Source organism: Roseimicrobium gellanilyticum (assembly GCF_003315205.1).
Classification (GTDB): domain Bacteria; phylum Verrucomicrobiota; class Verrucomicrobiia; order Verrucomicrobiales; family Verrucomicrobiaceae; genus Roseimicrobium; species Roseimicrobium gellanilyticum.
Genome location: NZ_QNRR01000003.1, coordinates 124,797 through 151,311, shown reverse-complemented (window position 1 = coordinate 151,311; position 26,515 = coordinate 124,797). Strand labels below are relative to the sequence as shown.

The following is a 26,515-nucleotide window of genomic DNA, read 5'->3' as shown; positions in this document are numbered from 1 at the left end:
GCTCACTCCGCCGCGCACTCCGCCAGCCGCTTCTTGTACACCGTGCGCGCATGTTCATAGGCGGCACGCGCATCTTCTTTCTCGTCATCATCATAGGTGGGCTCCTTCGAGGTCCAGCATTGGTCCACACACTTCAGGCACCAGTCCACGCTGCGCTTGCTCGCACGAATGGGTTTCTTGTCCACCATCACAAAGATGGGATTCGTGTGTGCGCTGGGCAGGATCCGCAGGGCCACCCAACTGCTGTGAGGAATCTCCACGTCGAAGGAAAGATCATTCACCGTGCCATCCGCCTTGAGTATCCTCTTCGCGACAGGGTAGCCATTTACAATCACCTCCACGGGCACTTCACGTGTGTCCCCAATACGCGCTCGCTCCACATGCCAGTAGGGTCTGCGGTAGAAGGCGTCGAAATTCCTTCCCCAGCTTTTCTGATTCTCTGAGCCGGGCGGTGCTTTCTGCCCACGGAACTCAGGCCGCGGCAGCTCGGAGAGCAAAGAGGCTACCTGCGCCTTCAGCGTCACCTTGCCTGGCTTCGGCAGATGCACCTCGCTGCTCTGTTCGCCCAGCGGCACTCCATTCGCGGTGAATTCCATGAGGTGGCTGAATCCATCGCTCACATAACAGCGCCCCTTTTCGATCGCATCGCACCACGCATCGTAGGTCAGGCGGCCATCCACCTTTGCATAGCTGCGACCCATGCCGACACGCTCGCCATAGATGCAGGGGAAGTCCGTCTCTCCACTGATGCGGGTGCGGAAGCCGGCGTTCAGGGTGTGGTACCAGATGTTTAGCTCCCACAGCGGCGCCGTATCCACGGTGGACATGAAGTCGACCGCAGGCACTGGCTTGCCATCGGGCCCCTCGACCTCATGGGTCACATCCACGATGTACTCATTCGCGCCGATGCCATCAAAAGGTGGAATGACATAGTTCGGCAATTCATTGGAATCCACCGCCAGCCCCGTGGCAGAGTGCGCAGGTCCGCACACCGCGCCCTGTTTCTGAGCCCAGCGGAGTGTGTTCAGGCCAAGCGTGGGCCAGTGCTTGCTGGAGTCGCCGCCGGGGTACATCTGATCCTTCAGACGCAGCAGACAGAGGTGGCCGCTCTTGTGCGAACCGAAGCCGCTAACCTCAATGTCATAGCGCAGGAGAAAGGGATACTGCGAGGTCTTGTCTTCCTTCCCGCTGAAGAACTGCTTCTGGTAGTCGAAGCAGGGACCCCACGTGAGGTTCGCGCCAATTTTCAAGTCTTCCCCCTGGCAATGTCGTGCCATGTCCGGCGCGTGCACCCCTTCGGTGGGGCTGGTGTAGTGGGCGCAGCCGGCGGCATGGATGTGATGATCTCCACTCCACCAGCCTTGCTTTGCAGGATCGATCCAGCGCTTCACCTGGAAGGCGAGCTCCTTCGTTTCCGCGTTGATCGTGACCTCCCGCTTCTCCGGCAAAGACTCTGGTCCGCGCTGGAAGGTGATGTGATACGCCCCATGGGGCAGCTTCACCTTCTCGCCGTCCTCACGATAGATCTGTTGCTGGAAACCGAAGTCCGGAGCGAGCCTTTTGAACTGTGAGGGGTATACTCGTCCCGCAGCATCTGTGAACGTGAAGGCTGCCATACAAGGCTCGCCGTTCTCATCCTTCACTCGTAGCGTCACCTCATGGGCGGGCAGGCAGTCGAAGAGCACATTCGTCTCCCCACGGAAGCCGAGATCTTGAGTGCCCTGACCCACATCAAAGTGAAATTTCGCATCGCGCTTGCCGGCATCCCGACTGTAGAGACCGATCATGCGGTACTCCACATTCAGCCCGCTCAAGGTCGGGCGCATGGGCGGCGCGTCCCACATCTGCACATCCAGCCAGCGTGCCGAAAGGGGAGGGGAGGGTGGCGGTGGATCCGCCCTGCCCGGCTGTGGGTAGTGCCGGAAGAATACCTGCCCGGCTTCCGGGCTGCTCACCTTCAGTGCTGCGGTCGTGCCCGCTTCATTCACCACCTTCACGAGGTATTGGTGCCAGCCCGCCTCATCCAGCTTGGGCAGCGCTTGCGTCGCGCTGACCTTCACTCGCTGCTCCGGATTGATGGTCACAAGAAACAGCACGCGTGCATCCAGGATACGCTGCGCCTTCTCAACGGCAGCGGCATCGTTTTGCTGGATGCATTGCTGCAGCGCCGCAGTTTCCTCCGTCGTGAAGGGGGAACCCAGGAACGCCGCGGTCTCCACGACCTGCCGGGTTGCCGCAAGGAAGGGCTGCGGTTCAGTGGCGATGACCGGAATCTCCGCACGGGAAACGTGGAACCACACGAGAGCATGCCAGCACACCAGGAAGAGGAAACGCGCGCGCATGCGGACTTTACGACCGCCATGGCAGCTTATTTCACCTTCCCATGGTCCCACTCCCAGAGTGCTTGCTTTGCACAGGTGCGCACGGAGGACTCGAGTGCCTCATCGCGCAGATGCTCCAGCGTGGTGCGGGCCTCAGGCACATTCCATTGGCGCAAGGACTCCGCCGCGCGGAAGGCCAGCCACTCGTCCTTGTGCTGCAGGGCCTCCTTCAGCCGGGGGACAGCCCGCTCATCGCCGAGTCGCCCCAAGATGTCCGCGCACCAGCGGCGCACAATCTCACTGCGATCACTGAGTGCATCGATGAAGATGGGCACCGTCTCCTTGTCCTCGATTCCTCGCAGTCCCGTCACCGCCACGTCGCGAACGATGCTGGAGGAGTCATGCTGAAGTGCGTGTAGCAGGGCCTTTTCTACTTCCGGGTGATCCATGCCCGTGAGAGCCGTCACACAGCGTGAGCGCTGGAATTCGGAGGGGGACTCCTTCAGCAGGGCGATCAAGGGACCGCGCGTCTGCTCTGCGTGCTCCTGCAGGACACTGAGCGCATGGTAGTGCGCATCGTCGTCCGAACTGCCCACTCGGGAGAGCAGTTCTTGGAGGTCCGCAGGATCGTAAGTGTATCGCATTGGCAAAGGGAGAGCAGGCAGTGTGCAAAAGAAGCAGGCCGCGTGTGAAATCAAGGGGCAGGCTTCCCATATTGCCGCTCCACCTTCGCCACCCTGAGGAAGTAGTCCGCGTACCACGTGGTCTGGCCGCCGCGCTGGGCGGCCAGGTGCTCTGCATTCGCCTTCCAGTGGCGGATGGCTTCCTCGCTTTCCCAGTAGCTCACGGTGATGCCCACGCCATCCGCGGCGCGCACGCTCTCCACGCCGAGAAATCCGTGCTGCTCACGGGCCAGCTCCACCATGCGCTCGGCCATGCGGGCGTAGCCACGGTCCCCTTCGGTGCGATCGCTGGTGAAGATGACAGCGTAGTAGGGGGGCTCGGGAGTCTTCGCGACGGCGCTCATGGTGTGTACTAGGAACTACGCGGGCTGCGGGGATTCGGGCAGACGTTTGATGAAATGATATCCCAGGATTTCATAGCCCATGCGCAGGTAGAAGCGGTGCGCATCTACGTAGGTGGTGTAGGAGTCCAGCATCACCACCTTGCAGCGCAGTTCCTGGGCTTTCTCGTGGAGCCAGTCCATCATGCGCCAGCCAATGCCGTGGGAGCGGAGCTCGGGCAGTACAAAGACATTGTCCACATCCATGTACTCCCCGCAGTAGAAGCGGGCGCTGACCCAGTAGCCCGCCACGCCGACCATGCGGCCCCCCATGAAGGCGGCGATGCAGCGGTAGCCGTGGGGAATCATGGATTCGAGCCGTCGTCGCAGCTCGCCCGGATCCAGCTTCGAATTATGTTGCTCAATGAGTGGTAGGATCTGCGGAAACTCGTCCACAGTCAGCTCGCGGATGACAAGGTCGGTGAGGTCAGCGGCCATGGGCGGGGCAAGGATAGCATGGTTTCCAGCCGCACGGAACAATTCAGCTCGCCCCATCGGAGAGGCCGACCCGTTGCCCACGCCCGAGGAGACCCTTTCCCGAGGGCGCTCATGGCACGACTGCTGCGTGCCTCGGCCCTTGCATGAAACGAAGGGACTGGATTGCCGCTGCGGTGGGGCTTGGGCTCGGACTCACACCATTGACGTCCTCCGCCATCACCGGCAGCGAGATTGCCCAGATGGTCCTTGGTTGCTCGGTCGCCGCGCCGCTGATTGTCAGCCTCATTGCCACGCGCTACGTCATGCTGCTGGCATTCATTCCCGGGGTGATCATGGCCATTTCGGTGAATGCCATGCACGCCATGATGGCCGACCATGCTCCTGGTGTGGGAGCTTTCCTCTGGGGGATGGTGAGCTTTTCTTCCTTTCTGGCGGCGCCAGCATTCATCGTGTCTGGGACCGTGAAGCTGGTCCGGTACCTCAGGGGCAGCCTGGAGGAGGCGGAGTCATCATGAGCAGGAGGGGAATGCTCCCAGCGCCTACAGCATCTTCTGCATCCAGATCACATCCAGCCATCGCCCTTGCTTGAAACCCACTTCCTTCAAATGCGACACCGTCACGAAGCCGAATTTCGCATGCAGCGCGACGCTTCCCGTTTGATCCGCATCAATGCCACCCAGCACGGTGTGATGCCCGAGTTCCTTCGCCAGGCGCAGCAGTTCCTCCAGAAGCAGGCTGCCCAGTCCCCGACCCAGCCACTCGTGATGCAGATACACGGAATCCTCCACACTGTGCCCATACGCCGCGCGGGGGTGAAACCTGCTCAGTGAGCCCCAGCCAATCACCTGCCCACCTTCCTCGGCCACGATGACGGGATGCTTCTCCCCATGCTGCTGGAACCACTCCTGTCGCTCCTCCGCTGTGCTCGGCTCCGTTTGATACGTACACGTGGAGTGCAGCACGTAGTGGTTGTAAATGGCATTGATGGCTGGCAGGTCAGCCGGCGTAGCAGGGCGGATGGTGGGCATGGGCGGGCGAGAGGAAGAAGGTCAGAGTGCCTTAGTTCTTGCTCATCGGCATCGAAAAAGTGCTCCCACGGGTGCGCGGCTAACCACAAGCGGCGAAGAGCTTCTTATGGAGCTGCGGGTTTGCTGCTTGCCGGACTCCATGGATACTTCACTCCCCAATCCAAGCCTCGTTCAGCGCGTTCCTCATCGATGGTCCCGCCATCATCCTTGCCATTTTTCCCCACGGTGTAGAGTACCTGTAGCTTGGCATTCCAGAGGAAAGGTGTTCCGGAGAAGATGTCAGTAGGCACAGCGGGAAGATAAGACGGCACCAAGGCGCCGAGCGTGTCAGGGAGGGAGCCGTGCTCCAACTCATGCAATCGGAGGGCCAGCAGCAGTCGGAGTTCGTTGTGCTGATTCCATCGGGATCGCATCCTTGGAAGGGTCAACTCGTGAAGCCATGCAGAACGACCCACAAAATTGGGATAGATGAAGAACTTCCATTGTTCAGCTTCATACAAGGCCTCGGTACTTTTCTCCCTGGCTTCGATGGCGGAGAACATGGAACTCCAACCGTGATCGAGCGCGGTCAGCACGGGGGTATCCAGTTGGACGCGCAAGGTGAGTGTCTGATTTGACTTGAAAAACCACGGTGCGAGAAATTCGAAGTGCTGGGGCAGATTTCCAATACCCCTCAGTTCCCGCGATGAAAATTTTCCGATGCCATCCTTGAGGTAGGCGTAGTCGACTTTCAGGGCCTTCTTGAATTGCTCTGTTGAGGGGCCTTTCAGTGTGCCCAGTTGCTGCAAGACCTCTCGCAGCATCGCGGGTGGAACTCCATCCGCTTTCCCTACCTTCAGCAAGGTGGCCTGGGCACCCCACTGGGTGCTGTGTGCTGTAAGCAGGTGGAGGCTAGCTCCTTCCGCCCCGTAGAGACCATCCGCCATGCGCGCGAGTTGCAGACTCAAGGCCACGGCTTCTTCCGTCCTGCCATCTTCATGGAGCTGCAGGGCCTTGGAACGCAGGACAAGGGACAATGCCTGAATCTCAGTGGCCCCTCGGCCAGTGAAAGGGTTTTCATACATGCCCGTGCCTTCAGCATCCGGCCACTGCCACGTGGCGGGATCCGTTTGCATCAGCGTTTCGAATGCCGCGACCTCTGCTGTGTGTGTAGCCAAGAACGTCCGTGCCTCTGGAGTGGACTTTTCATCGAGGTCTCTCTTCTCAGATTTCAGCTTCTCCCAGTCCTTGATGGAACTCCCCACGAGCGTCTTGCAGAAGACCGCCAGCGGATTGGCATTGCTCCCCCGCTCGGACCACGTCGGGATGAGATGCGCATCATCCGGCGGTGGGCCATCATGATACAGGATCACATACGCCAGCACTCCTAGCAGTAGAAACACCAGACCACCCAGGATGAGCAGGGGACGGCGGTGGTGTTTGCCGTCCATTTCGCCAGACATTGCCTTGGAGGCAGCCTCACTCATGTGCAGGTGAAGTTAATGGTGCATTGGCCCAGGGATAGGCCCTGCCCACATCAAGCCCTTTGCGGGGTTGTGCTTCGTTGATTCTGCCTCCGTCGTCGATGCCATTTTCCCCGGTGGAATAGACGACCTTGTCATTCGCATTCCAAAGCATCGGCTTGCCGGAGTAGATGTCTTCAGGCATCTCGGGAAGGTAAGTAGGCACAAGAGCCTCCAGAGATGCAGGGAGTCCACCCTGATCCATTTCATAGAGGCGGAGGGCAAGGAGCACCCTGCGTTGCTCCTGGGCGGCGCAGGCATTCATGTTGCTCCGGAAAGTCGCACGCATCGGTGTTGAGCAAAGCACGATGCATATTTTCCCGACAAAATTGGAATCCAGGAAGAATCCGATGGACCTCCTCTTGGCGGCAAGCTCCTCAAAGGCTGCATCCGCTAGGAGACCTGCTTTTAGACCCTCCCGCCATCCTCGGTCGAGCCCTTCTCGAATGGGAAGATCCCGGTCCAGCCGCATGTTGATGGTGCGATGCCGCTTGAGGAGAAACTTCGGCATTCGTTTGGGTGCCCCCGTGATCCCGCTGGTGCCCTTCGCTTGTTCAAACAGCTCCAGGTAATGCAGAAACATTTGGTAGTCGGCTTGCATGGCGAAGCTCAGGTCCTCGCGACGCGGACCCTCCATGGTGGACAGTTCGCGGAGTGTCTGCAGAATCTGCGACCGTGTGAATGTCTGGGATGTCGCAAGGGTGATGCAATGGTTCTCCCCCATCGCTTGAATGCCGTTGGCCACCATCAGATGAACGGGACAACCCTCCGCGCGTTGCATCCCCGCTCCCAGCTTTGCGACATCCAGGCAGAGACGCATGGCCTCATCTTCCTTTCCTTCGCGGGCCAGCAACTTTGCTTTTAGGAGCACCACCTTGACGACGACGTTGCAGGTGGACAGGTAGTCCGCGGCATAGTGCGGAGATGTCATGGCTTCTCCATCTGGCCAGAGCCATGTGGTGGAGTCGGTGTGCCTGATCTTATCAAACGCAGCGAGAGTATCTGATTGTTTGGCAAGAAACTCCCTGGCGGGCTGGACATCACCCGCATCGAGCCTCGCCGTCATATCCCGCGGGAGGTCGGAGTATTTCTTGGCGGCGGACCTCTGAATTTCATCACAGAACACGATTAGCGGATTGGTTGTCGGATCCCTCTCCGACCATTGCGGAATCATGCGTGAGTCATCGGGTTTCGGAATATCGTAAAACCCAACCAACCAGATGAGAGGCACCAGTAGTACCAACGCGATGCCGCCCAGCGCCAGCCACGGAAGGCGGCGGTGATTCTTCTCAAGGTCATCGGATGTCGGGGAGGTTTCGTGCATATGGGGAGACCGATTTCTGCCTGAAGCGGCGGGAGACGTCGAGAACTGTTTGCACACGTGCGCTCTTCCGCGGTTACGGTGACTTCCACCAAAGGGGAAAGACGATGTCGTCATCGTCGGTGCTTCTGACGACGGCAGGACAGTCCGGGCGACGGAGCCCCCTCGCGAGCAGTTCACGTTTCGCCAGATTCCACTGGATGGGCGCAAGGTTCATCGGATCCACCGGTACCGCCGGCAGGAACTCCGGTGTCAGCTCCTGCAAGCTCTTAGGCAGGACATTGTGGGTTAGCTCATATCGGCGAACAGCGATGGAAGCGAGCAACATCCGGTGTGTGCTGATTTGGCATGCGGTGTCCCTCACCAGACATTCCACATACGCCGCCATTTGGGTGCTCCACAGTTCCTGACCCAGAGCATTGGGACTCATCAAAGGGTGCCATCGTTTCGCCCTCCGCGTTTCAAAGGTCGTCATCGCAGCATCAGCCAGCGTTTGGGCCTTGCTCCAGTCACTCTCCAAGTTGGCAAGGACAAGTCGACGGAGGTTCAGATCCAGCCAAAGAGTGCGCTGAGGTTGGTACCACAGCCTTTGATTTGTCCGGTTCTTTCCAAAGACTATCGGAAAATGTTCCTCACGCTGGATTGCCTGGGTCATGGCTTGGAACAATCTGTAGTCGCACTTGAGCATTTGGATAAGGTCGGCGCTCTGTGCCTCCTCCCCGGTCAGCGCTTCCTGCACCTGCCGCAGGAATTCTGCGGAGTTCTCCCCACGCAGGGCATAAATCAGCCCCAGTCTTGCGGCCTTCTCAATTTCTGGCACCTGCTCGTAATAAACATGGCTGCCCTCTGCCTTCAGAAGACCCTGGGCGAATTTGTGCATGCGAACCGCCAGCCAGGCGGCCTGCTGATGCTCGCCTGTGCGCAGCAAGAGCTCCAGTTTGGTCCACAACGCCACCTTGGCGATTTCCTCGCATAGGGTCAAATGGTCCGGCAGTGGAAGGCTTGTCCCACGGTCACCTGGCCATCGCCACAAGGCCCTGTCAGTGACCAACAGCTTCTCGAAGGCGGGAAAAACAAAGGCGTTTTTTGCGATGACGTCCTCCAGAACCTGCTTTTCCTCTACCTTGGGTTGGTCCAGCGCAAGCGGAACTCGGGAGTATTGGTTTGTGTCATAGGCACCAACCTCTTCAATGAAAACGACCAGTGGATTCCGCGAACCGCCTCCCTCCGTCAGTATGGGCTGGAGATCAGCATCCTCCGGCGGCGAAGCGTCCACGAAGAAGAAATAAGTCAACGCTCCGAGCAACACGAGCACTACCCCGCCAGCGATGAGCCTGAAATGGCCGCGATGCTTCTTTTCGGAAGACTCGGGTGGGGGAGGCTCGGCGGACACGCGGTCGATTGTTTGCCGAGCCACCTCGATGCGTCGAGATCTCTTTGCTTTGGGAAGGCATCTTGCACGACCCTTAGCCCTCCCACCACGAATTCCTTTCGCATTCCCCAATCCGTGCTAGACTCCGCCCCCCATGATCAAAGTCGGACTCGTCTCCCTTGGCTGTGCCAAGAACCTCATTGATTCGGAAATCATGATCGGCCACCTCCAGCAGGCGGGCATGGCCATGACTCCGGAGCCCGATCTTGCGGATGTACTCATCATCAACACCTGCTCCTTCATCGACATGGCGAAGAAGGAGAGCATCTCCAGTGTGCATGAGGCCGTGGACGGCCGTGCTGAGGGGGGCAAAAAGCGTGCGAAGCAGAAGATCATCGTGGCCGGCTGCATGGCCCAGCGCTTCTCCCAGGAACTTCCGAACCTCATGCCCGAGGTGGATGCCTTCATCGGCCTGGACCAGCTCACGAAAGTGGCTCCCGTCATCGAGGGTCTCTTGGGCAAGAAGCGCGCCGAAGACGAGGCTCCCGAGAACCACGTCACGGAGAAGCCCCAGTGGATTCCGGACTATGACACGCCCCGCTTCCGCCTCACGCCGAAGCACTCTGCGTATGTGAAGATCGCGGAAGGGTGCAATCACCCCTGCAGCTTTTGCATCATCCCAAAGATTCGTGGCCGCCACCGCAGCCGCACCCAGGACAGCGTGGTGAAGGAAGTGGAAGCCCTCGTGAAGAGCGGGGTGAAGGAAATCAACCTCATCTCCCAGGACACCACTTACTTTGGCATGGACAAGTGGGAGGGCCAGCGGCCGAACCCGCGCAGCGGAGTGGACAGCACTCGTGGTGAAAGCCTCTCCACCCTCATCCGTGCGCTCAACGCGATCGAAGGCGACTTCTGGATCCGCCTGCTCTACACCCACCCCGCGCATTGGAGTGATGAACTCATCCAGGCCGTCGCAGAGAGCCCCAAGGTGGCCCGTTACGTGGACATCCCGCTGCAGCACATCAGCGACCACATGCTCACTCTCATGAAGCGTGAGACGGATGGAAACTACATCCGCGACCTCGTGAAACGCATGCGTGCCGGCATCCCCGGCCTGGCCATCCGCACCACCTTCATTGTCGGCTTCCCCGGGGAGACCGAGGCGGATTTCGAAGAGCTTGTGGAGTTCATTGACGAATTCAAGTTCGAGCGCGCCGGCGTCTTCAACTACTCCAAGGAAGAAGGCACTCGCGCCTACAAGATGGAAGGGCACATCCACCACAGCACGCGCCAGCGTCGCTGGAATGAAGCCATGCGCGCCCTGCAGCATCGGGCGGAAGAGTTCAACGCCGGCATGGTGGGCAAGACAGTCCGCGTGCTCGTGGAGAAGCCCGGTGAAGCCCGCACGTTCATGGATGCCCCAGACATCGACGGCACCGTCTTCGTGGATCCTACACTGCCCGTGGGCGAGTTCGCGGAGGTGACGATCCAGGACTGGCGTGGCTACGACCTCGTGGCGAAGCGATAGGTTGACGGAGCCTATTCTGAAGCTACGTCCTACCTCACAACTCAGAGATCACAAGGTGGTCGTTGAGTGAAAGCAGTCGTCTGATTAGCAATCCCATGAGGGCATCGCTCTCGGTACAGGCAACATGCTGGCAGAGGTAGATGTATTCAGCCTCCTCCTTCACCGAGATGAACAGGTGCTCGCGGGACAAGCCCAAATGGTATGTCCCTTCCTCTTCGTAGAGGAACTCTTGGCGATGTTGCAGGAGCTTTTGCCACTCCGTGCGGGCCCTATCATACGTCTCGATTTTATACTCCAGTCCCATTCACCAAGATTGCAGAATTGCGGTGGTTTGCGAGGTGTGTCACAACGACCTTGGCTTGGTTGGCGATCTTGGTGTGAATGAGTGTCATTCACCTGCAACGACGGCACTTGGCTAGTGCCGCTCCTTGATCAATCGAGCCTCGCCACGCTAGGCTTCGAACAAACGGTGAGGTCTATCATCTCGATGAAGTTGTGAGATGGCCCCTGTCCAAGGAGCGTGAATAGCCTTAGTCCCGGTGGTCGGCAATCTGGGTGCGGAGCCTCTTCTCGAAGCCCTGCTCCCTACTTCTTCTCCTCCACTCCCGGCGTCACCTGTCCATCCTTGAGCTTGCCTTTCAGGCGGGACCAGAAGTCGCTCTTCTCGGCGCCACCAGCCGGAGCGGGGGCAGGAGGCGGTGCAGATCCTGACGGAATCGTGGATGCTGCAGTGCCTCCCGTACTGCCTGGCGGCGTCGAGGGCGGCGTCACCGGAGCTGTCACCGCCGGTCTTGCCGTTCCACCTACCACCGGAATGCGCAGCCCGCGCCCCGTACGAATCACGCCGCTTGAGTCTGGTTGTCCAGCCCTCGCGGAAGGAGACTTGTGCGTGTACGTGGAGGGTGAGGTCGAGCGCGACACCTGCTCCTGCGCCTCTGTCAGTTCGCCACCATAGGGAGCAAAGGTATCCACCGGCACATCATACTTCCGCATGTCCACCGACAGACGGCGGTGCGCATTGATGAAGGCCGTGGGGCTGTGATAGTTCGAGTAGTCGCGGGCGAAGCTGCTGCGGTTCATGCCGATGGCCAGATTCTTCCGCACTTCCAGATGCAGGTGCACTGGGTACATCCCGTTGTTCCCGCCCATGGTGCCCACGAGCTGGCCGCGCTCCACCACCTGGCCCACTTTCACATTCCGCTGGTAGAGGTGGCCGTACAGGGAGTCCACCATCTCAATCTTGCCGGTGATCTCGCGGTACGCGTGCCGGATGATGACCACATTTCCCCAGCCCACCCTGACGTCCTCAGACAGCACCACCACACCGCGGCCGATGCAGTAAATGGGGTCGCCCAGATCGCTGTCGCCACCGCCACGGCCGTTCCAGTCTTCACCGAGGTGCCCATTCGGCCAGAAGCCACGCGCCTTGTAGTAGCCATCGGCCTCTGGCTTGCCCACAGGGAAGTCGAAGCCATCAGCGAGCTGGCAGCGGATGGTGTTGAACGCCAGTCCCGCGCTCGTGGTGCTCCACCACAGGCAGACCGTGAGCGCCACCTGCAGAAGCGACAGGGCGGCGGAGCGGGGGAGGGCGGGGGTGGGTCTGGAAAAGCGACGAAGCATTCGGGCGTGCGACAGCGGGATGGGAGGCTGCGTTGAAACAACATGGCCGCCATCCCGCGAACCGCTACCCTAGACAGAGCTTTAGGAATTGCCATGGCAAGTTTCTCAAAATGCGCGCCATGAAATCCCCGGAATGCAGTTGCGTGCCCCCGGACCGCCGCCAAGGTGCGCGCGCCAACCCCCATTTTTCACCCCTGCATGCCCGACTGGCTCTCCGCCATCCTGCTTGGCCTCATTGAGGGCCTTACCGAGTTCATCCCCGTCTCCTCCACGGGCCACCTCCTCATTGCGGAGAAGTGGCTGGGCCACCGCCCGGACTGGTTCACCGTCTTCATCCAGGTCGGCGCCGCGCTCGCCTTGCTCCCCATCTTCTGGTCAAAGCTCATGGGCCTGCTCATGACTTGGCAGAGGCCCGAGTCCCGCGACTACCTGCTGAAGCTCACGCTCGCCTTCTTCATCACCGGCGTGGGTGGCCTCGTCTTGGACAAGCTGAACTACGAGCTCCCGGAAACCGTGGGACCGGTCGCCTGGGCCACCCTCATCGGTGCCTTTGTGATCTGGGGCATCGAGTTCTGGAGAAGGGCTCCCCAAGGCAATCCCAACCTCACGTGGACCATCGCCATTGTATGTGGTCTCGCCCAGCTCCTCGCCGCTGTCTTTCCCGGCACCTCACGCTCCGGGGCCACCATCATGGCGGCGCTGGCCCTCGGGCTCGCACGCCCCGCAGCGGCCGAGTTCTCCTTCATCCTCGGCATGATCACCCTCACGGCTGCCGGTGGCTACAAGCTCTTCGACGCTTGGAAGGATGGTGAACTCCACGGCGCGGGTGCACTGGACCTGACCCTCGGCTTCATCGCGGCGGCCGTCTCCGCCTTCATCGTGGTGAAGTGGCTACTGCGGTTCGTGCAGCATCACAACTTCAACGGGTTCGCCATCTACCGCTTCATCCTGGGCGCGGTGCTGCTCGTCTGGTTTATGGAATGATCGAGCCACGGCGCGCTTGGCATGCAGTGCCGGTCCGCCGTAGATTTTGACGCATGAGGATACCCAATCCCCACTCCGAACCAGCTTCCTCAGAGCGCGTCCTGACCACGCTCGCTGGTGCGGATGCGCACCACGTCGGTGATGTTGTAGATGAAGATCTTGCCGTCACCCACCTTGCCGGTGCGCGCCGCGTCGGAAATGACCTTCACCACGGTCGCCACCTGCTCATCACTGGCCAGAATCTCAATCTTCGTCTTCGGCACGAAGTCCACCGTGTATTCGCTGCCACGGTAGATTTCCGTATGCCCGCGCTGCCTGCCAAAGCCCTTCACTTCCGTCACCGTCATCCCCTGAAGACCGGCTTCGCGCAGCGCCTCCTGGACTTCCTCAAACTTGTGCGGCTTGATGATGGCTTCGATTTTCTTCATGGCTGTGTTTCAAATCCGTTTCACTGCTTAAAGCGGCTGCTGCCTCCAGTGGCAAGATAAAAGAATCCTTGATCCTGAGGGCAGCTTTATTTCGCGCCCGCCGTCTGCATGCAACAGCGCTACCGCAAATTTGTCCTCGCGATGTACCGGAAGTTCCGGCACCCGCGCGTGCTCAAGCAGAATCGCTTCCGCCGCTGGTTTGCGCGTCACTTTCTGGACAAGACGGTGTGGAAGCCCACCCGCCATACCTTCGCGGGCGGCATTGCTGTGGGAGCCTTCGCCATGATGCTGGTGCTACCGGGGCAGATGGGCATTGCCTTTGCCATCGCTGCCCTCCTGCGGGTGAATATCCCCATCGCCATGCTGGTCACCTGGATTACGAATCCCGTCACCATGCCGCCCGTGGCCTGGTGGGAGATCGAGTTTGGGAACTGGGTCATCACTGCCCTGGGTCTGGGGAATCCCCCGCCACTCGACTGGCATGACCTCAAGGAGATGCTGAAGCAGATCATGAACGACTACACCCGCTACCGGGATGTGCTCGCTCATTTCAAGCCGTGGATCGCCTCGCTCTATGTCGGCGGCGTCCTGCTCGGCCTCCTCATCGCTCCAGTGGGCTATGCCTTGTCTTACATGTTCTGGGACCTGATGCTCATGCTCACCCACCGCCGCGTGCGACCCGACCCGCCGCCGCCGACCACGGAAGATGGGGCGTGAATGAGATGGGGATCGTCCCCCCGAGTCCGTCCTCAGGTCCACAAGCCCGCTCCTCCCCCTTGTCATCACCCCGCCTTGCGCTAAGGGATACAGATGCGCCCCCTCCGCCTTGTGCTGCCCTTGGCCGTTCTGGCTGTTCTGGTTGTCATCGTCGGTTGTGAATCCTCCTCCCGATCGTCCCGCTCCCGCTCGGGAAGCTGGGATTCCCAGTTGGGAGCTGTCCCTGTGGAGCGCAAGGTCGCCCCCGTGGCCCTGCTCGGAGAGGTGCGCCTGCGGCAGGACATGATCCGCCCCGGCACGGTGGGCCGCCGGTACAAGCGGCCCATGAACGTGCGCTACATCACCATCCACAGCACGCAGAACTACACTGGCGACGCCTACAACCACGCCCTGGCCCTGAAGCGCGGCGCCCTGCGTGCCCAGAAACGCCGTGGCGGCAACCGCATTGGCTTCCTCACCTGGCACTTCACCGTGCAGGACAACGTCGCCATCCAGCACCTGCCCACCAACGAGCAGGGCGAGCACGCCGACTTCGACGGACCGGGGAACAACTACAGCATCGGCATCGAGATGTGCGAGCACCGTGGCAACAACCTCGCGCAAACCATCGACCGCACCGCGAAGCTCACCGCCTACCTCATGTATGAGCACGGCCTCAGCATTGATCGCGTCGTCCCCCACTATCACTGGCCCCGCCGCGGCCTGAACCCGCCCAACAAAAACTGCCCCCACTTCCTCCTCGAGAACGGCCGCCCCGGAGCCACCTGGCGCTGGTTCAAGGCTCGCGTGCAAGCGCACTACAACCGCATCGTGCCGGGTCCGGTGCCGCGGATCTAGTTGATGGTTTTTGGTTGATAGTTGATAGCCTGAAGAGTTCCCCGCCATGACACGAGCCGACTTGCATGAGGCATTTGTGTCTGCTTTTCATGAAGGTGAAACTCCGGTGCCGGTCGAAGCTGCCGACATTCAAGCTGAAGTCCGAAGCCTGATTCCTCAGGCTATCAACTATCAACCTTAGACCATCAACTCCCTCGCCGCCGTCGGCGGCTCCGCTACTGCTTCGCCGTGCCCCAGCGATGATGCAGGAACCTCTCCCAAGGTGAGAACATCACCCTGTCGGCGAGCAAACCAATCAGCACGATCACCAGCATCACGCCGATGACTTGATCCATGGCGTGGAGCTCACGGCCGAAGTGGAGCAAGTGACCCAGGCCGTAGCCGGTGAGCACCGTCACATAGATTTCTGCAGCCATCAGCGAGCGCCAGGCGAAGGCCCAGCCTTGCTTCATGCCGCTGACTACAAAAGGAAGGGAGGAAGGCAAAATGACTGCGCGCAGGGTGTGGAAGCCACTTGAGCCCATGGTCCGCGCGGCACGCACGTAGATGGGCGGCATGTTGCGCACACCATTGTCCACGGCAATGAGCACGGACCACAGGGTGCCCATCACCACCACGAAGAGCATCGCGCCCTCACTCTGGCCAAACCACAGCAGCGCCAGTGGCACCCAGCACACACTCGGCAGCGTCTGCAGACCCAGCGCGAGCACGCCAATGGTATCGCTCAAGACCTTGCTCCGCGCCGTCATCAGGCCCAGTGGCAATCCGATCACACAACCAATGCCGTAGCCGATGAGCAGGCGTTTCATCGTCACCCAGGACGACTCCGCGAGGCTGCCATCCAGCAGCGAGGTCCACAGATACTTGCCCACCGTCAGAGGACTGGGCAGCAGCACCGGCGACCAGATGCCGGCCGCGTATACCGCCTGCCAGATGCCGACGAGAAGCCCAAAGAAAAGAATGACAATCACCGCGCGCTTCATGCCTTCACCCCCACCGCCTGGCTGCTCGTATGGTGCGCCTTGAGCGCCCTCGTGATTTCCGTCGCCTTCTCCGCCAGCACGATGCTGCTGATGTCCCGCGGACGATCCAGCGTGACCTTGAACTGCTCACGCACGCGACCCGGGTGCGGGCTGAAGAGCACCACACGGTCGCCGAGACAGGCCGCCTCGCGCACGTTGTGTGTCACGAAGACAATCGTCTTGCGGCGCGCGGCCCAGATCTTCTGCAAATCTTCGTAGAGCTGCTCGCGCGTCATCGCATCCAACGCGGCGAAGGGTTCATCCATGAGCAGCACGCGCGGATTCGGCGCCAGCGCGCGCGCGAGGGCCACTCGCTGCTTCATGCCACCGGAGAGCTCGTGGATGTTCGCATGCATGAAGCGCTCCAAGCCCACCAGCTTCAGGTAGTAGCGGGCCACATCCTTGCGCTCGGCATCCGTGAGACCGGGCTTCAGCTTCAGGGAAAACATCAGATTCCCCATCACATCCAGCCAGGGAAAGAGGGCATGCTCCTGGAACATCACCATGCGCTCGCGGCCCGTGCCGGTCACCGGCTGGCCATCTGACAGCACGCGACCCGAGTCCGGCTTGTCCAGGCCCGCAATGAGGTTCAACAGGGTGCTCTTGCCACAACCAGAGGGGCCCACCAGGCACACGAATTCACCCTCGGCGATTTCCAGGCTCACATTGTCCAGCGCCTGCACCACCCCGCTACGGGACTTGAACGACTTCGACACACCTTCCACCACCAGCTTGGAGGGGACGATGTTTTCGAGCTCTGAGTCGATGGACATGAGTGTCGTTTCCGGTGGTGGTGAGGAAATCAAATCAAGGCAAGGTCTTGAAGCTGAAACTGAAAGGCCCGTCCCTGGGACGCCCTCGTCACCGTGGGACGATCAAGCCCAGGCAAGGAAAGCGGCAGCAGGTCGACAACCGCGAACCAAGGCTATGAACCATGCAAGTCACCGGATCAAGAAGTTGCTGGGGGCAGTTCACGGGTTTTGGGTTCAGGCAGTGAGATGTGGGGTGGGGAAGGGAAGGCCGGTGCGACGGTGAGCGGTGCGACGGTAGGACGGTAGGACGGTAGGACGGTAGTCGGAGCAGAGGCAGAAGCTCAGGAGGTTAGGCTTTCCAGCCTGACGGCGGACGTCAGGCCTCCCGGCCTGACGATGGCGTTCGGGGGAAAATCCCAGTGTTGGCCAAACGAACTATCGTTTGGGGTAGTTGGTTGGTTTTCAGGGAGGTGGGGGGTGGTTTGTGGAGTTTGCAGGTGGGATGGGTCAGGTCAGAGATATGTGGGGGAGATTTTGGAGTGGAAGAGGGACAGCTTGCCTTGATTTTGTATCGATACAAATGTTGAATTATGAGTTGAGTTCAGTGTGAGAAGGACGGTGAGACGAGCTGCCGGGGGCTGTGTTGGAGTCGGAAGGTGGGAGGAAGGGGCAAGGAGGTCAGGCTTTCCGGCCTGACAGTTGTCCGTTAGGCCTCCCGGCCTGACGGAGAGGGAGAGCGGAGCTGGCGGGAGGGGGCGGAGCAGATCCGGTAGGGTGCTTCCCGCAAAGCGGGACGGCGCCCAAATTTCGGACCGGGCGCAGGCCGGGGGAGGAGCGGAGCCAGGGAGATTCATCGCGATGCGTGTCGAATCACCCGAAACGTTCCACACCCCCTCCGCCCATCTAGTCAGGGTGCCGACGCAGCAGCACCCTACCGAATTTGCTCCGCTCTCAAGCTCCCCCTCGTCAGGCCAGAAGGCCTAACGTCCCCTGTCAGGCTGGAAAGCCTAACCTCCTGTGGTGTCTGTGCGGCGCTCGAACAAAATTCCCAAGAGGTGTGAAATGCCTTCACGATGGAGAAAAAGCGTCTACAAGATAAACAACAACCCAAGCACCCCAGCGCGTCCGGATGGCCCCAGAAAGCTGGAAGACCGGACCACATCAGAGGGAGATGCCATTGGCAGCACCAAACTGACGGACTATGGAAATCGAAGTCACCCTGGGCCTGGATGAACGGGGGGAGCCGGAAGAGTTTACCTCGGACCTGTTCCCCCTTTTTCCATTCACCCATTACAGCCACCTCGGTTCTCAGGGGCTGCCAACCGTTGGCACCGTCATCACGCCGGGGATGGTCCTCGTGGGGAAAATCGGCACGAGCGCGGCGTACGGTAAGGAGCGCATGTGGACCAAGCTGGAGTACTACGCGCTGAGCTTCGAGGAACTCCACGCCCAGTTTGCCCACCTTTTTGTGGATCGTTCGGTGTATGCCGATGAATCGACCTCGGGGGTGGTGAAAGCTGCTTCGATGCAGGAGACGGCGAGCGGGCAACTGGTGGCGAGGGTGGTGATGGAGAAGGAGTGAGGGGTTGGGGGATTCGGTGGGGACCGGGGGCGGAGCAGATTCGGTAGGGTGCTGCTGCGTCGGCACCCAAATTTCGGGCCGGGCGCAGGCGGGGGGAGGAGCGGAGCCAAGGGGCTTCATCGCGATGCGTGTCGAATCACCCGAAACGTTCCACACCTCCTCCGCCCATCTAGTCAGGGTGCCGACGCAGCAGCACCCTACCGAATTTTCGCCGCCCTCAAGCTCCCCCTCGTCAGGCCGGGAGGCCTAACGTCCGCTGTCAGGCTGGAAAGCCTAACCTCCTGGGCTGATGGACTCAGTTTCAGGCTATCAACCATCGACCCTCAACTATCAACTGCGCAGCTCACAGCTTCGGGAAAAGCTGATCCAACGCCGGGATGTCCTTCAGGAAGCCAACCTTCTGCGCGCTCGCCACCATCTTGTCCATGGACTCGCGGGAGACGGTGTCGGTGATGATGGTGCGGGCGAGGGCTTTGGTCAGGAGTTCGTCGCTGGGGGCCTTGCCCATGAGGGCTTCGAGTTCGGCGGAGATGAGTTTCTTGGCCTCGTCGGCGTTGGCCTTGATCCAGGCGGTGAGTTCGGCGTGGGCGGTGGCGAGTTTCTTGGCTTGCTCGGGGCGGTCCTTCACGAAGGCGGCGCTGCCGGCGAGAAGGGTCACATTGGTGTCCTTGTCCTCCAGGAAGATCTTGCCGCCGGCTTCGAGTTCCAGGCGGGTGACCCAGGGTTCCACGGTCCACACGGCATCCAGTTCACCTTTCTGGAAGAGTGAGAGCTGGTCCGGGTTCTGGGTGGGCAGGATGGCGGCATCCCCGCCGGTCTGGGTGATGTTCAGGCCGTTCTCGGCCAGGTAGGCGCGCACCTGGATGTCCTGGGTGTTGCCGAGCTGCGGGGAGGCAATCTTCTTCCCCTTGAAGTCCGCGGGTGTGTTGATGTTCGCCGCCGGGCGCACCACCAGGGAGTTCCCGCCGTTCGCGCCGCCGGCCAGCACGCGCATCTCCGTGCCCTTGCTCTTCGAGTACGCATTGAGCACCGGGCTTGGGCCGATGTACGTCACATCCAGCGCCCCGGAGAAAATCGCCTCCGTCGCGGAAGGTCCCGCGTTGTACGTGAACCACTCCACCTTCACCCCCAGCTTCTCCTCAAACCAGCCTTTGCCCTTGCGGGACATCTGGTGCGCCACCAGTCCCTGCACATGCGTGATGTTCGGGAAATGACCGAAGCGGAGGACCGCAGCGTCTACCTTGCCTTTGCAACCGGTGAGGGAGGTGGCAGCGACAGCAGCAGGCGCGAGGGAAAGGAAGTGGCGGCGGTTCATGGACGGAGATTGTGGCGGCGGCACAAGCATGTCTCAAGTGTGACAATCAAAAACATTTCTTGGTGAGTTGGGCTTTGCCCCCCCAATGCCAGCACGTGGAGGGAAAAAGAGCCAAGGTGGTCCCTGCACCAAACGTTTTTTCTTGCTGATAAGTTACTCTACAGATAGTAATATATGAATCGCGAATGCCTTTGAAGGGCTGGAGGGTAAATGTTATCTCTTCACCAGCATTTCTTCTCATTTATAGCTTAACATGAAGCTGAGAAAATTTCTCGAAAATTGGGACATGACGGGTCTCAAGGTCAACACCGGTTTCCTTGAAATGGAATGGGCACCGCAGGAAAAAGACCGGGAAGCGGCCTGGGAATTGTATGTGGAAATGCTCACCAGAATCGTGACGCAACCTCTTCCTAAGGAACATGGAGACGAGAAATCTGCACTCGAAAGTGTTCATTCCCTGTTTCCGACGACGCGGGAGATTCTGCGGCGTAAAGGTCGTGAGTGCGTACAGCTCACAAAGATCGCAGTAATTGTGCTGAATCAGATTGTTCGTCCATTCACTACGAAATGGCACAGTGCTGATTTAAATGCCTTCGGAGATGCGACGAAGCGTGAGGACTTTCGCAAAGATCTGGAGCAACTGCAAAAGGTCCTCAAGGATTATACGCGTGCGCTTGCGGACATCGCTCAGGTCGAGGATCTGACTACCATGAATACCCCGTAAACATCTGGCTCAGCGAAGTCTATATGAGTCAATACGTTTAGATTGCACTGAAAATGAGCGCCAAGAGCAACCGAAAGCATGTCTTCATTAGTCATCATCATGCTGATGATGAACACGTGTCTAAGCTCACGGACTTGCTAACGAAACGTGGCAACGACATTCGAAACAGCTCCATTCGAGCCAAACCCGCAAACCAGCGGAGATTGGATGAGGGGCGAGTTCCAGATAAGGTGCTTAAGCGATTGCTGCGGATGAAAATCTCGTGGGCGTCCACAGTCGTGGTTCTAATTGGGAAAGAAACGCATTCGCGTCCATGGGTGAATTGGGAGGTTGAGCAGGCGCATCAGCAGGGGAAGAGGATTGTGGGAATTTACGTTCGAGGTGGAACTGAGGCTGATGTCCCGGAAAATTTTGAGAAATATGGCTCAGCACTGGTTGGCTGGAATACGGATCGAATCATCGGTGCAATCGACGGGACTGAGAATGAATTTCAGAAACCGGATGGATCGTCGCGAACTCAAGTTAATCCTAGTTCAAGAAGTGTCTGCTAAACTTAGAATGGCGCAATTGTTTATGTACGTAGTCGATCGTGACTTCGGTTTTGCGCCGAATCCTTTTCACGGGAAATGTACATTGGCCACGTGCAAACCCAAGTTGCGTAAATCAGCGGAAATAGGTGATTGGGTCATAGGAGTTGGAGGTGGTAGATTAAAAGCTAGTGGTAAATGCATATTCGCGATGCGAGTAACAGAAAAGCTGACGTTTAATGACTACTGGCTGAATCCTGTCTTCCACGACAAAAGACCAATAAGAAACGGAAGTAAAAAAATGATGGTCGGCGATAACATATACCATCGTGACCCAGGGAGACAGGTTTGGACGCAAGCCGACTCGCATCACAGTAACGAGGACGGGTCAGTCAACGAGCATAATCTGGCGAATGATACACAGGTGGACGCGGTGCTGGTTTCAAACCACTTCTATTATTTTGGACAAGCTGCGCCGGACTTGCCGCCTCCAATTGTGAAGGCATTAGGGTACAAAAACAAGCGAGGCTATCGAAGGTTCGACTTAGAAGGGCCTGCAAGGCTCCTTGTGGACTGGCTTGAGGAGGAGTGCAAAAGTCTGTTGAACCTTGTCGCGGGAGACCCGTTCGACTTCTCAAATAGCTCCGCGCGTTACTCTGTAGCAACGAACAGGGTGACGGACTAAAGTGCCTAGTCGCGTTCTCTCTTAGCCGTTCGGGCCAGCCACCTCTCAAACAGGAATACAAATAGTTGATTGGAGCAAGTGCGAAGAACTGCTTCCATCTCCTCACGCCCCCCTCTCCTACGTAGCCCTTCGGCAAACAGGATCGAAGCAATGTTTAACCAGGGTTGTGGGAGGTTGAGTTCTCTATATCGGTCTGCTAGAGTTCCACTCGCAACACTCTCATCGATGATCTGTTCGATGCCGAGGCTGATACTTTTGACGACTTCTAAAGTGTCATCATAACTTCCGGAGAGATGATCGAGGTTGGCTGGAGAGGTTAACGCATTGGAGGAAATGACTCTTTCGATAGAACCTTCATAGATATGGAGACTATCGCTTATGTGATGGTAATGTCCTAGTTCAAGGCCCAACCAACTTGCCATGAGTTCATGAAGTGTCGTGAACTGAATGATGTTGTATGGAAGGCCGATGAAGACATCGTTACTCCTCATGATTTGCAACCACTCTAGCTTGCCTGAACGCACCTTTAGCAAAGAGCATACATTGCAAGGGACGTCCGTTGATTTGGCAACGCCATCGTCATTGGGTAAATCGGAGGAAACATCCCAAATTTGAAGGATGACCTGCCTAGAATCGGGGTTCTCCCTCAGAACGTTGTAAGCCCGCTCAATCTGATCGATCCCAAAGTGGTTGCGAAGACGATGTCCATACGCGCCGTCGTACACTTCGCCCGTGCCCGCATACTTGGGAAGTGACCGATTGAAATAGTTAAGAAACTTGGAGTCGTTTTTGCCTTGAAGAATCCAAACAACCTCGGCAAACGCGAAGGCTGGATTCAGAACTGGGTTTCTGGAACTCACCCATCTTTGGCGGGGGTTACGAATGCAGAGGGCCGTGTGCAGCAACTCCGTCGTTTTGCCTGCGCGACTATTCTGCCACGACCCTTTGCCATCACGAAATTGGTTCGCGACGAGCATCCAAATCTCATCTGCGGTTTCAGCCTCAAGGTTGATTGTCATGCCATTCCCTTTCAATTCTGTCATTCAGCTCCCATTTCGGGGGGTACCAAGGTTTGAGCCTTGCCTGCCGAGGATGGAATTTTTGCTTAATGCGTGTTCTGCCCGAGACTCCTGAGAACTCTGGATGCGCTACCCTGGAATACTTGTCTACTTCACAGAAGAGGTTTTGGCAGTCGATTAACTGGAGCTTTCGCCCCCATAGATCTTGGAACTGGAGACCTAGTCTGAGAAACTCCTCCTTTTGTCGAACACACATCATTTCGATGATTTGAGTATCCGAGAGGCCTCCCTTGTCTTTGAAGCATTTTGCGATTCCGCTCTTAGCGCCCGGCCCAGCACAAGTGAACTCCATCTCTGACAGATGCATGGAAGCGGAATAATTCAGGTCTGTCACATACTGATAGGCGAGAAAATCTCCAATTGTGGGGTAGCCTCTTAAGAGTGCGAAGGCATCACCCATGCTCTGACTATCAGTAAGGCGAGTGTATATAGAGTCGCTCAGCATTCGCTCAAGTAACTGCAAATGCATCTGGTGTTTTCGTTTGCATGGAAAGCTCTTGCCTCCAGAAGGCATAATGTAAGCTGCGGAATAAAGTTTTTCGCCTCTCGACATGGCTTGGCTTAAAATTCTGTCGTAGTGAGCGAATCGATAGTCTCTGGAACTTGGAGAGCCGAAATTCTCGCTAAGCAGCTCCCACGTCTCAATTCGATTGAATAGCTTAAAGAGGAGTGTTCTAAAGAAAATTTCTCGAGGTGATTGGTCTCCTTTGTAGATGACCTCCCGTATCAAATACTGGCTGACGCGATCACTTGCTCTATACGCATTTGTGAATTTGTAAGTCTTTAGGATGGGGTCTGTCGTCCATGGTGGCGATTCGTTCTTAAATCTTGCGAAGAAGATACCCTGTCTTTTGGCGGCAAGGATCCAATAGGTGTCGAACACCACCGTTGTTTTGAGAGGTGCCCAAGCGGCATCTATTTGCTGCCTATCAGTTTCATTGTTGGAAATAAACGCGAGGGAAGGTTGTGCTGACATCAGCTAAAGGGAGGCGGATTTTGAAATTGCTTCGATCGCCACATCCACGGTGGATTCGTTAGCGATCCTGTGGACTGGGTAGCATTCCTCCTCTTGCTGCGCGAGTTCCCGGTACAATTTACTTAAATTCAGCCAATCCTTCCGTGCGTCTTCGCGTAAGGGTTGGGTTCGCTCAAGGAGAAAAAGGTGATCTGGCTTGATTGAACCCCAAGCGAGCTTCTCCGCAGCAATGAGTTGACGTAGTGTTTCCTTGCTAGCTCCCTGAAGGGTCCCATAGACGACAGTTGACCACCAAAATCGATCGAGGACTATTGTTGTTCCTTGGTGTAGGAGCGGAATGATTGTAGTTTCTATAGCATCAAGGTGTGCTGCAATGTGAAGAGTTTGAAGGGCTGTTGGCGTTATTGATGCTATTCCGAACGACCGGTGGTCGTGATGAAGGCGGTAAACAAGTTCTCCCAATGTGCCTGGGTTTCGCCCGGGAAATGCAAGGTTCACTGCACTAGTGCCGAGTTTTGCCATAAGAGAAGCAAGAACTGTAGTTTTGCCGGCAGCATCTGGACCTTCTAGAACGAGAAGTTTTCCTTTCATTTTCGTTGGCGGATAGCGTTTGCGTGAAACACGTGTCCGATAGGCGTTCAATGGGCAGGTGGAGAAAGAGTGTCAGTTAGTGGCTGTTTCTGCAATCCATTTTGTTAGGCTTTCTGCGGTGGGAAGTCCGCTGTAAATGAAAACGCCCCGGGTTTCCCCGGGGCGTTCTCGTGTAATGGTTCTGTGTAGCTAAGCCAGCAACTGCTCACGCAGCCACTCGCTTCGCTTCCTTACCCAATCTTCGGCAGTTCGAAGCCCTTGCGGTATTCTTCCTGGGCGAGCTTGTTGGCGTCTTCGGCGAATTCGCCTTCGAACTTCAAGGTGTCCGGGTTGAAGGAGAGCCAGGGTCCGAGGGCGACTTGATCGGCGGCGATGTCGATCTTGTTGGCCTGGAGGTTGGCGGCGAAGTCTTCGAAGGTCTCGGTGGCGAACTTGTCGCCGGAGAGACGCTCCTTCACTTCGGCAGGAGAGACCTTCTTGCCAAGGCGGTAGCTGATGTTGGACAGGATGGCCAGTGAGGCGGCCTGGAAGCCGTGGTTCACGTGGAGGTTGCTGTCCACCAGCTTGCCGGCGCGGATGGAGGCGATGAAGTTGTCCATGTGGGCGGGGCCGTCACGGATTTCGAACTTGGTCTGGTTCCACTTGCCGTCGTTGTCGTAGGCCTTGGATTCGGCGACGTAGCCGCCTTCGCAATGGATGATGTTGCCGATGCGGGTGCCTTTGTAGGCGGGTTCGTTGCCCTTCTGCCAGTTCATGTCGGCGCGGGGAAGGCCGCGGTTGTCGAACAGGATGGGGACATTGCCCTTGCCGTAATCATAGAGCGCCATCTGGTTGTTGGCGGTCTGGCCGTCGTCGGTGTAGCCCCAGCGGTTGCCGAAGCTCATGACGCGGACGGGGAGCTTCTCGGGGTTGCCGATCATCCAGCGGGCGACGTCGAGCTGGTGGGGTCCCTGGTTGCCGATGTCACCGTTGCCGTAGGCCCACTGCCAGTGCCAGTCGTAGTGGAATTTCTCGCGCATGACGGGCGCCATTTCGCGGGGACCGGCCCAGAGGTCATAGTTGATGGTGCCCTTGGAGTCCTTGAAGGTGCCTGCGGCGAAGGTGCCATCCGCGCCGGCGCTCTTGCCTTCGCTGACTTTTCCGATGCTCTGGCGGGCCTTGTAGTTCACGCCACGGGAGAGGAGGGTCTTGCCGAGGGCGCCGGACTTGATGTACTCCTGGGCGGCGGCCCAGCCGAGGTCGGAGCGGCGCTGCATGCCGTGCACGACGATCTGCTTGCCTTCCACCTTGGCGGCGGCCTTCACGAGCTCGGCGCCTTCCCAGAGGTTGTGGTTGGTGGGCTTTTCCACGTACACGTGCTTGCCGGCCGCGATGGCGGTCATGGCAATGAGGGTGTGGGTGTGGTTCGGCGTGGCGATGGTGACGGCGTCGATGTCCTTGTCTTCGCAGAGCTTGCGGAAGTCGGTGTAGGCCTTGACTTCGATGCCCTTCTTCTTGAGGTCAGCGACCTTGCCGTCGAGCACGTCGGAGTCGACATCGCAGAGGGCGACGAGGCGGACGCCTTTGATCTTCTGGAGGCTGCCGATGTGGCCGGAGCCGCGACCCTTGAAGCCGATGACAGCCACACGGATGTCGCTGTTGGAGCCTTCGGCGCGGGACCAGATGGGCAGGGCCATGGCCGTGCCTGCGTACAGCGCGCTGCGCAGGACGTCGCGACGCTTGATGGAGGTGTGGGTGTTCATGAGTTGGATCTAGATGGAATACTGGAAGGGTGGAGTGCTGGAATATGGGGCAGCTTCGGCTTCGTACTGAGTGGACGTGTGTCCGGACCGGGATGGCGGTAGACTAGGGAAACGGGGGTGAAAAGCGCTTATTTCGGCGGAATTGTAACTGGAAATCTGTGGTTTGTGACTAGGGAAATTGCGTGGGGTGGAGGGGGTGAGGGGAGTTTTGGGGACCGCGAATGGACGCTGGGGCGGTGTACGGCACGGATGGGTGTGGTGGTGTGCAGTGGGTTCAACGCGGAGACACGGAGACGCGGAGACTGAGGGAGAGGTGGAGGGGTGGAGACGCGGAGACGCGGAGACGCGGAGGAACTTCGGA

At 58.6% G+C, this 26,515-nt stretch carries 28 protein-coding genes; 10 read left to right on the top strand and 18 right to left on the bottom strand.

The features are described from left to right. Nucleotides 1-2 precede the first annotated feature (2 nt). From DES53_RS10625 to DES53_RS10610, 4 genes are read right to left on the bottom strand one after another with little or no spacing between them, the layout of a single operon-like run. Nucleotides 3-2,342, bottom strand: coding sequence for a CehA/McbA family metallohydrolase (locus DES53_RS10625; protein ID WP_113958246.1), 2,340 nt, complete (start codon nt 2,340-2,342; stop codon nt 3-5). Nucleotides 2,343-2,368: 26 nt separating this feature from the next. After that, on the bottom strand, nt 2,369-2,965 hold the full coding sequence (locus tag DES53_RS10620; RefSeq protein WP_113958245.1) for a HEAT repeat domain-containing protein: 597 nt from the start codon (nt 2,963-2,965) through the stop codon (nt 2,369-2,371). Between the two features lie 50 nt (nt 2,966-3,015). Beyond that, nucleotides 3,016-3,348, bottom strand: coding sequence for an antibiotic biosynthesis monooxygenase family protein (locus DES53_RS10615; protein WP_113958244.1), 333 nt, complete (start codon nt 3,346-3,348; stop codon nt 3,016-3,018). 15 nt (nt 3,349-3,363) lie between these two features. Beyond that, on the bottom strand, nt 3,364-3,822 hold the full coding sequence (locus DES53_RS10610) for a GNAT family N-acetyltransferase (protein ID WP_113958243.1): 459 nt from the start codon (nt 3,820-3,822) through the stop codon (nt 3,364-3,366). Nucleotides 3,823-3,965: 143 nt separating this feature from the next. Between DES53_RS10610 and DES53_RS10605 the strand changes: the two genes are divergently transcribed. Next, nucleotides 3,966-4,337, top strand: a complete 372-nt coding sequence (locus DES53_RS10605; protein ID WP_113958242.1) for a hypothetical protein — start codon at nt 3,966-3,968, stop codon at nt 4,335-4,337. 24 nt (nt 4,338-4,361) lie between these two features. On the opposite strand, the gene DES53_RS10600 is transcribed toward DES53_RS10605, so the two are convergent. The 4 genes from DES53_RS10600 to DES53_RS10585 form a co-directional block, all read right to left on the bottom strand. Continuing rightward, complete coding sequence (locus DES53_RS10600; protein WP_113958241.1) at nt 4,362-4,850, bottom strand: GNAT family N-acetyltransferase; 489 nt, start codon at nt 4,848-4,850, stop codon at nt 4,362-4,364. Between the two features lie 104 nt (nt 4,851-4,954). Next, the gene (locus DES53_RS10595; RefSeq protein ID WP_113958240.1) at nt 4,955-6,316 is read right to left on the bottom strand and encodes a hypothetical protein; all 1,362 of its coding nucleotides are present in this window, start codon (nt 6,314-6,316) and stop codon (nt 4,955-4,957) included. Continuing rightward, complete coding sequence (locus DES53_RS10590; RefSeq protein ID WP_113958239.1) at nt 6,309-7,676, bottom strand: hypothetical protein; 1,368 nt, start codon at nt 7,674-7,676, stop codon at nt 6,309-6,311. The genes DES53_RS10595 and DES53_RS10590 overlap by 8 nt, the downstream gene beginning before the upstream one ends. Before the next feature lie 73 nt (nt 7,677-7,749). Then, complete coding sequence (locus DES53_RS10585) at nt 7,750-9,066, bottom strand: hypothetical protein (RefSeq protein WP_147263332.1); 1,317 nt, start codon at nt 9,064-9,066, stop codon at nt 7,750-7,752. Nucleotides 9,067-9,199: 133 nt separating this feature from the next. Here DES53_RS10585 and rimO point away from each other — a divergent pair, with 133 nt between their 5' ends. Then, complete coding sequence (gene rimO, locus DES53_RS10580) at nt 9,200-10,573, top strand: 30S ribosomal protein S12 methylthiotransferase RimO (protein WP_113958237.1); 1,374 nt, start codon at nt 9,200-9,202, stop codon at nt 10,571-10,573. A gap of 34 nt (nt 10,574-10,607) precedes the next feature. On the opposite strand, the gene DES53_RS10575 is transcribed toward rimO, so the two are convergent. Next, entirely contained in the window at nt 10,608-10,877 is a 270-nt protein-coding gene (locus DES53_RS10575; RefSeq protein WP_113958236.1) for a hypothetical protein, read from the bottom strand. Nucleotides 10,878-11,158: 281 nt separating this feature from the next. Beyond that, entirely contained in the window at nt 11,159-12,193 is a 1,035-nt protein-coding gene (locus DES53_RS10570; RefSeq protein WP_113958235.1) for a M23 family metallopeptidase, read from the bottom strand. A 198-nt stretch (nt 12,194-12,391) separates the two neighbouring features. Here DES53_RS10570 and DES53_RS10565 point away from each other — a divergent pair, with 198 nt between their 5' ends. After that, nucleotides 12,392-13,177 carry an undecaprenyl-diphosphate phosphatase gene (locus tag DES53_RS10565; protein WP_113958234.1) on the top strand — a complete coding sequence of 262 codons (786 nt, stop codon included), beginning with the start codon at nt 12,392-12,394 and terminating at the stop codon, nt 13,175-13,177. Nucleotides 13,178-13,266: 89 nt separating this feature from the next. Here DES53_RS10565 and DES53_RS10560 read toward each other — a convergent pair whose 3' ends face one another. Continuing rightward, entirely contained in the window at nt 13,267-13,605 is a 339-nt protein-coding gene (locus DES53_RS10560; RefSeq protein ID WP_113958233.1) for a P-II family nitrogen regulator, read from the bottom strand. 108 nt (nt 13,606-13,713) lie between these two features. On the opposite strand from DES53_RS10560, the gene DES53_RS10555 reads away from it, so the two are divergent. The 3 genes from DES53_RS10555 (at nt 13,714) to DES53_RS33845 (ending at nt 15,340) form a co-directional block, all read left to right on the top strand. After that, the gene (locus DES53_RS10555) at nt 13,714-14,322 is read left to right on the top strand and encodes a DUF2062 domain-containing protein (protein ID WP_113958232.1); all 609 of its coding nucleotides are present in this window, start codon (nt 13,714-13,716) and stop codon (nt 14,320-14,322) included. Nucleotides 14,323-14,415: 93 nt separating this feature from the next. After that, complete coding sequence (locus DES53_RS10550) at nt 14,416-15,159, top strand: peptidoglycan recognition protein family protein (RefSeq protein ID WP_113958231.1); 744 nt, start codon at nt 14,416-14,418, stop codon at nt 15,157-15,159. A gap of 46 nt (nt 15,160-15,205) precedes the next feature. Continuing rightward, entirely contained in the window at nt 15,206-15,340 is a 135-nt protein-coding gene (locus DES53_RS33845; protein ID WP_281270144.1) for a hypothetical protein, read from the top strand. Between the two features lie 34 nt (nt 15,341-15,374). On the opposite strand, the gene DES53_RS10545 is transcribed toward DES53_RS33845, so the two are convergent. Both DES53_RS10545 and DES53_RS10540 read right to left on the bottom strand, forming a co-directional pair. After that, nucleotides 15,375-16,142: an ABC transporter permease gene (locus tag DES53_RS10545; protein ID WP_113958230.1), complete on the bottom strand. Its 768-nt coding sequence runs from the start codon at nt 16,140-16,142 to the stop codon at nt 15,375-15,377. Then, complete coding sequence (locus tag DES53_RS10540; RefSeq protein WP_113958229.1) at nt 16,139-16,954, bottom strand: ABC transporter ATP-binding protein; 816 nt, start codon at nt 16,952-16,954, stop codon at nt 16,139-16,141. Before DES53_RS10540 ends, DES53_RS10545 begins: the two co-directional genes overlap by 4 nt. A 1,180-nt stretch (nt 16,955-18,134) precedes the next feature. On the opposite strand from DES53_RS10540, the gene DES53_RS10535 reads away from it, so the two are divergent. After that, the gene (locus DES53_RS10535) at nt 18,135-18,515 is read left to right on the top strand and encodes a hypothetical protein (protein WP_113958228.1); all 381 of its coding nucleotides are present in this window, start codon (nt 18,135-18,137) and stop codon (nt 18,513-18,515) included. Nucleotides 18,516-18,858: 343 nt separating this feature from the next. Here the strand turns inward: DES53_RS10535 and DES53_RS10530 are convergent, their stop codons facing one another. Beyond that, nucleotides 18,859-19,830 carry an ABC transporter substrate-binding protein gene (locus DES53_RS10530; RefSeq protein ID WP_113958587.1) on the bottom strand — a complete coding sequence of 324 codons (972 nt, stop codon included), beginning with the start codon at nt 19,828-19,830 and terminating at the stop codon, nt 18,859-18,861. Nucleotides 19,831-20,083: 253 nt separating this feature from the next. Between DES53_RS10530 and DES53_RS10525 the strand changes: the two genes are divergently transcribed. Genes DES53_RS10525 through DES53_RS10515 form a run of 3 tightly spaced genes read left to right on the top strand, consistent with a single transcriptional unit; the run spans nt 20,084 to nt 21,766 of the window. After that, on the top strand, nt 20,084-20,554 hold the full coding sequence (locus DES53_RS10525) for a hypothetical protein (protein WP_113958227.1): 471 nt from the start codon (nt 20,084-20,086) through the stop codon (nt 20,552-20,554). 53 nt (nt 20,555-20,607) lie between these two features. After that, complete coding sequence (locus DES53_RS33935; protein ID WP_113958226.1) at nt 20,608-21,105, top strand: TIR domain-containing protein; 498 nt, start codon at nt 20,608-20,610, stop codon at nt 21,103-21,105. After that, nucleotides 21,038-21,766 carry an Nmad2 family putative nucleotide modification protein gene (locus DES53_RS10515; protein ID WP_342782351.1) on the top strand — a complete coding sequence of 243 codons (729 nt, stop codon included), beginning with the start codon at nt 21,038-21,040 and terminating at the stop codon, nt 21,764-21,766. Before DES53_RS33935 ends, DES53_RS10515 begins: the two co-directional genes overlap by 68 nt. Before the next feature lie 5 nt (nt 21,767-21,771). On the opposite strand, the gene DES53_RS10510 is transcribed toward DES53_RS10515, so the two are convergent. The 4 genes from DES53_RS10510 to DES53_RS10495 form a co-directional block, all read right to left on the bottom strand. Then, nucleotides 21,772-22,809 carry a thymidylate synthase gene (locus DES53_RS10510; RefSeq protein ID WP_113958224.1) on the bottom strand — a complete coding sequence of 346 codons (1,038 nt, stop codon included), beginning with the start codon at nt 22,807-22,809 and terminating at the stop codon, nt 21,772-21,774. After that, nucleotides 22,769-23,821: a nucleotide kinase domain-containing protein gene (locus tag DES53_RS10505; protein ID WP_170157006.1), complete on the bottom strand. Its 1,053-nt coding sequence runs from the start codon at nt 23,819-23,821 to the stop codon at nt 22,769-22,771. The genes DES53_RS10510 and DES53_RS10505 overlap by 41 nt, the downstream gene beginning before the upstream one ends. A gap of 3 nt (nt 23,822-23,824) precedes the next feature. Continuing rightward, nucleotides 23,825-24,412, bottom strand: coding sequence for a dTMP kinase (locus DES53_RS10500; protein ID WP_113958223.1), 588 nt, complete (start codon nt 24,410-24,412; stop codon nt 23,825-23,827). A gap of 230 nt (nt 24,413-24,642) precedes the next feature. Beyond that, nucleotides 24,643-26,154, bottom strand: a complete 1,512-nt coding sequence (locus DES53_RS10495; RefSeq protein WP_113958222.1) for a Gfo/Idh/MocA family protein — start codon at nt 26,152-26,154, stop codon at nt 24,643-24,645. Nucleotides 26,155-26,515: the final 361 nt, after the last annotated feature.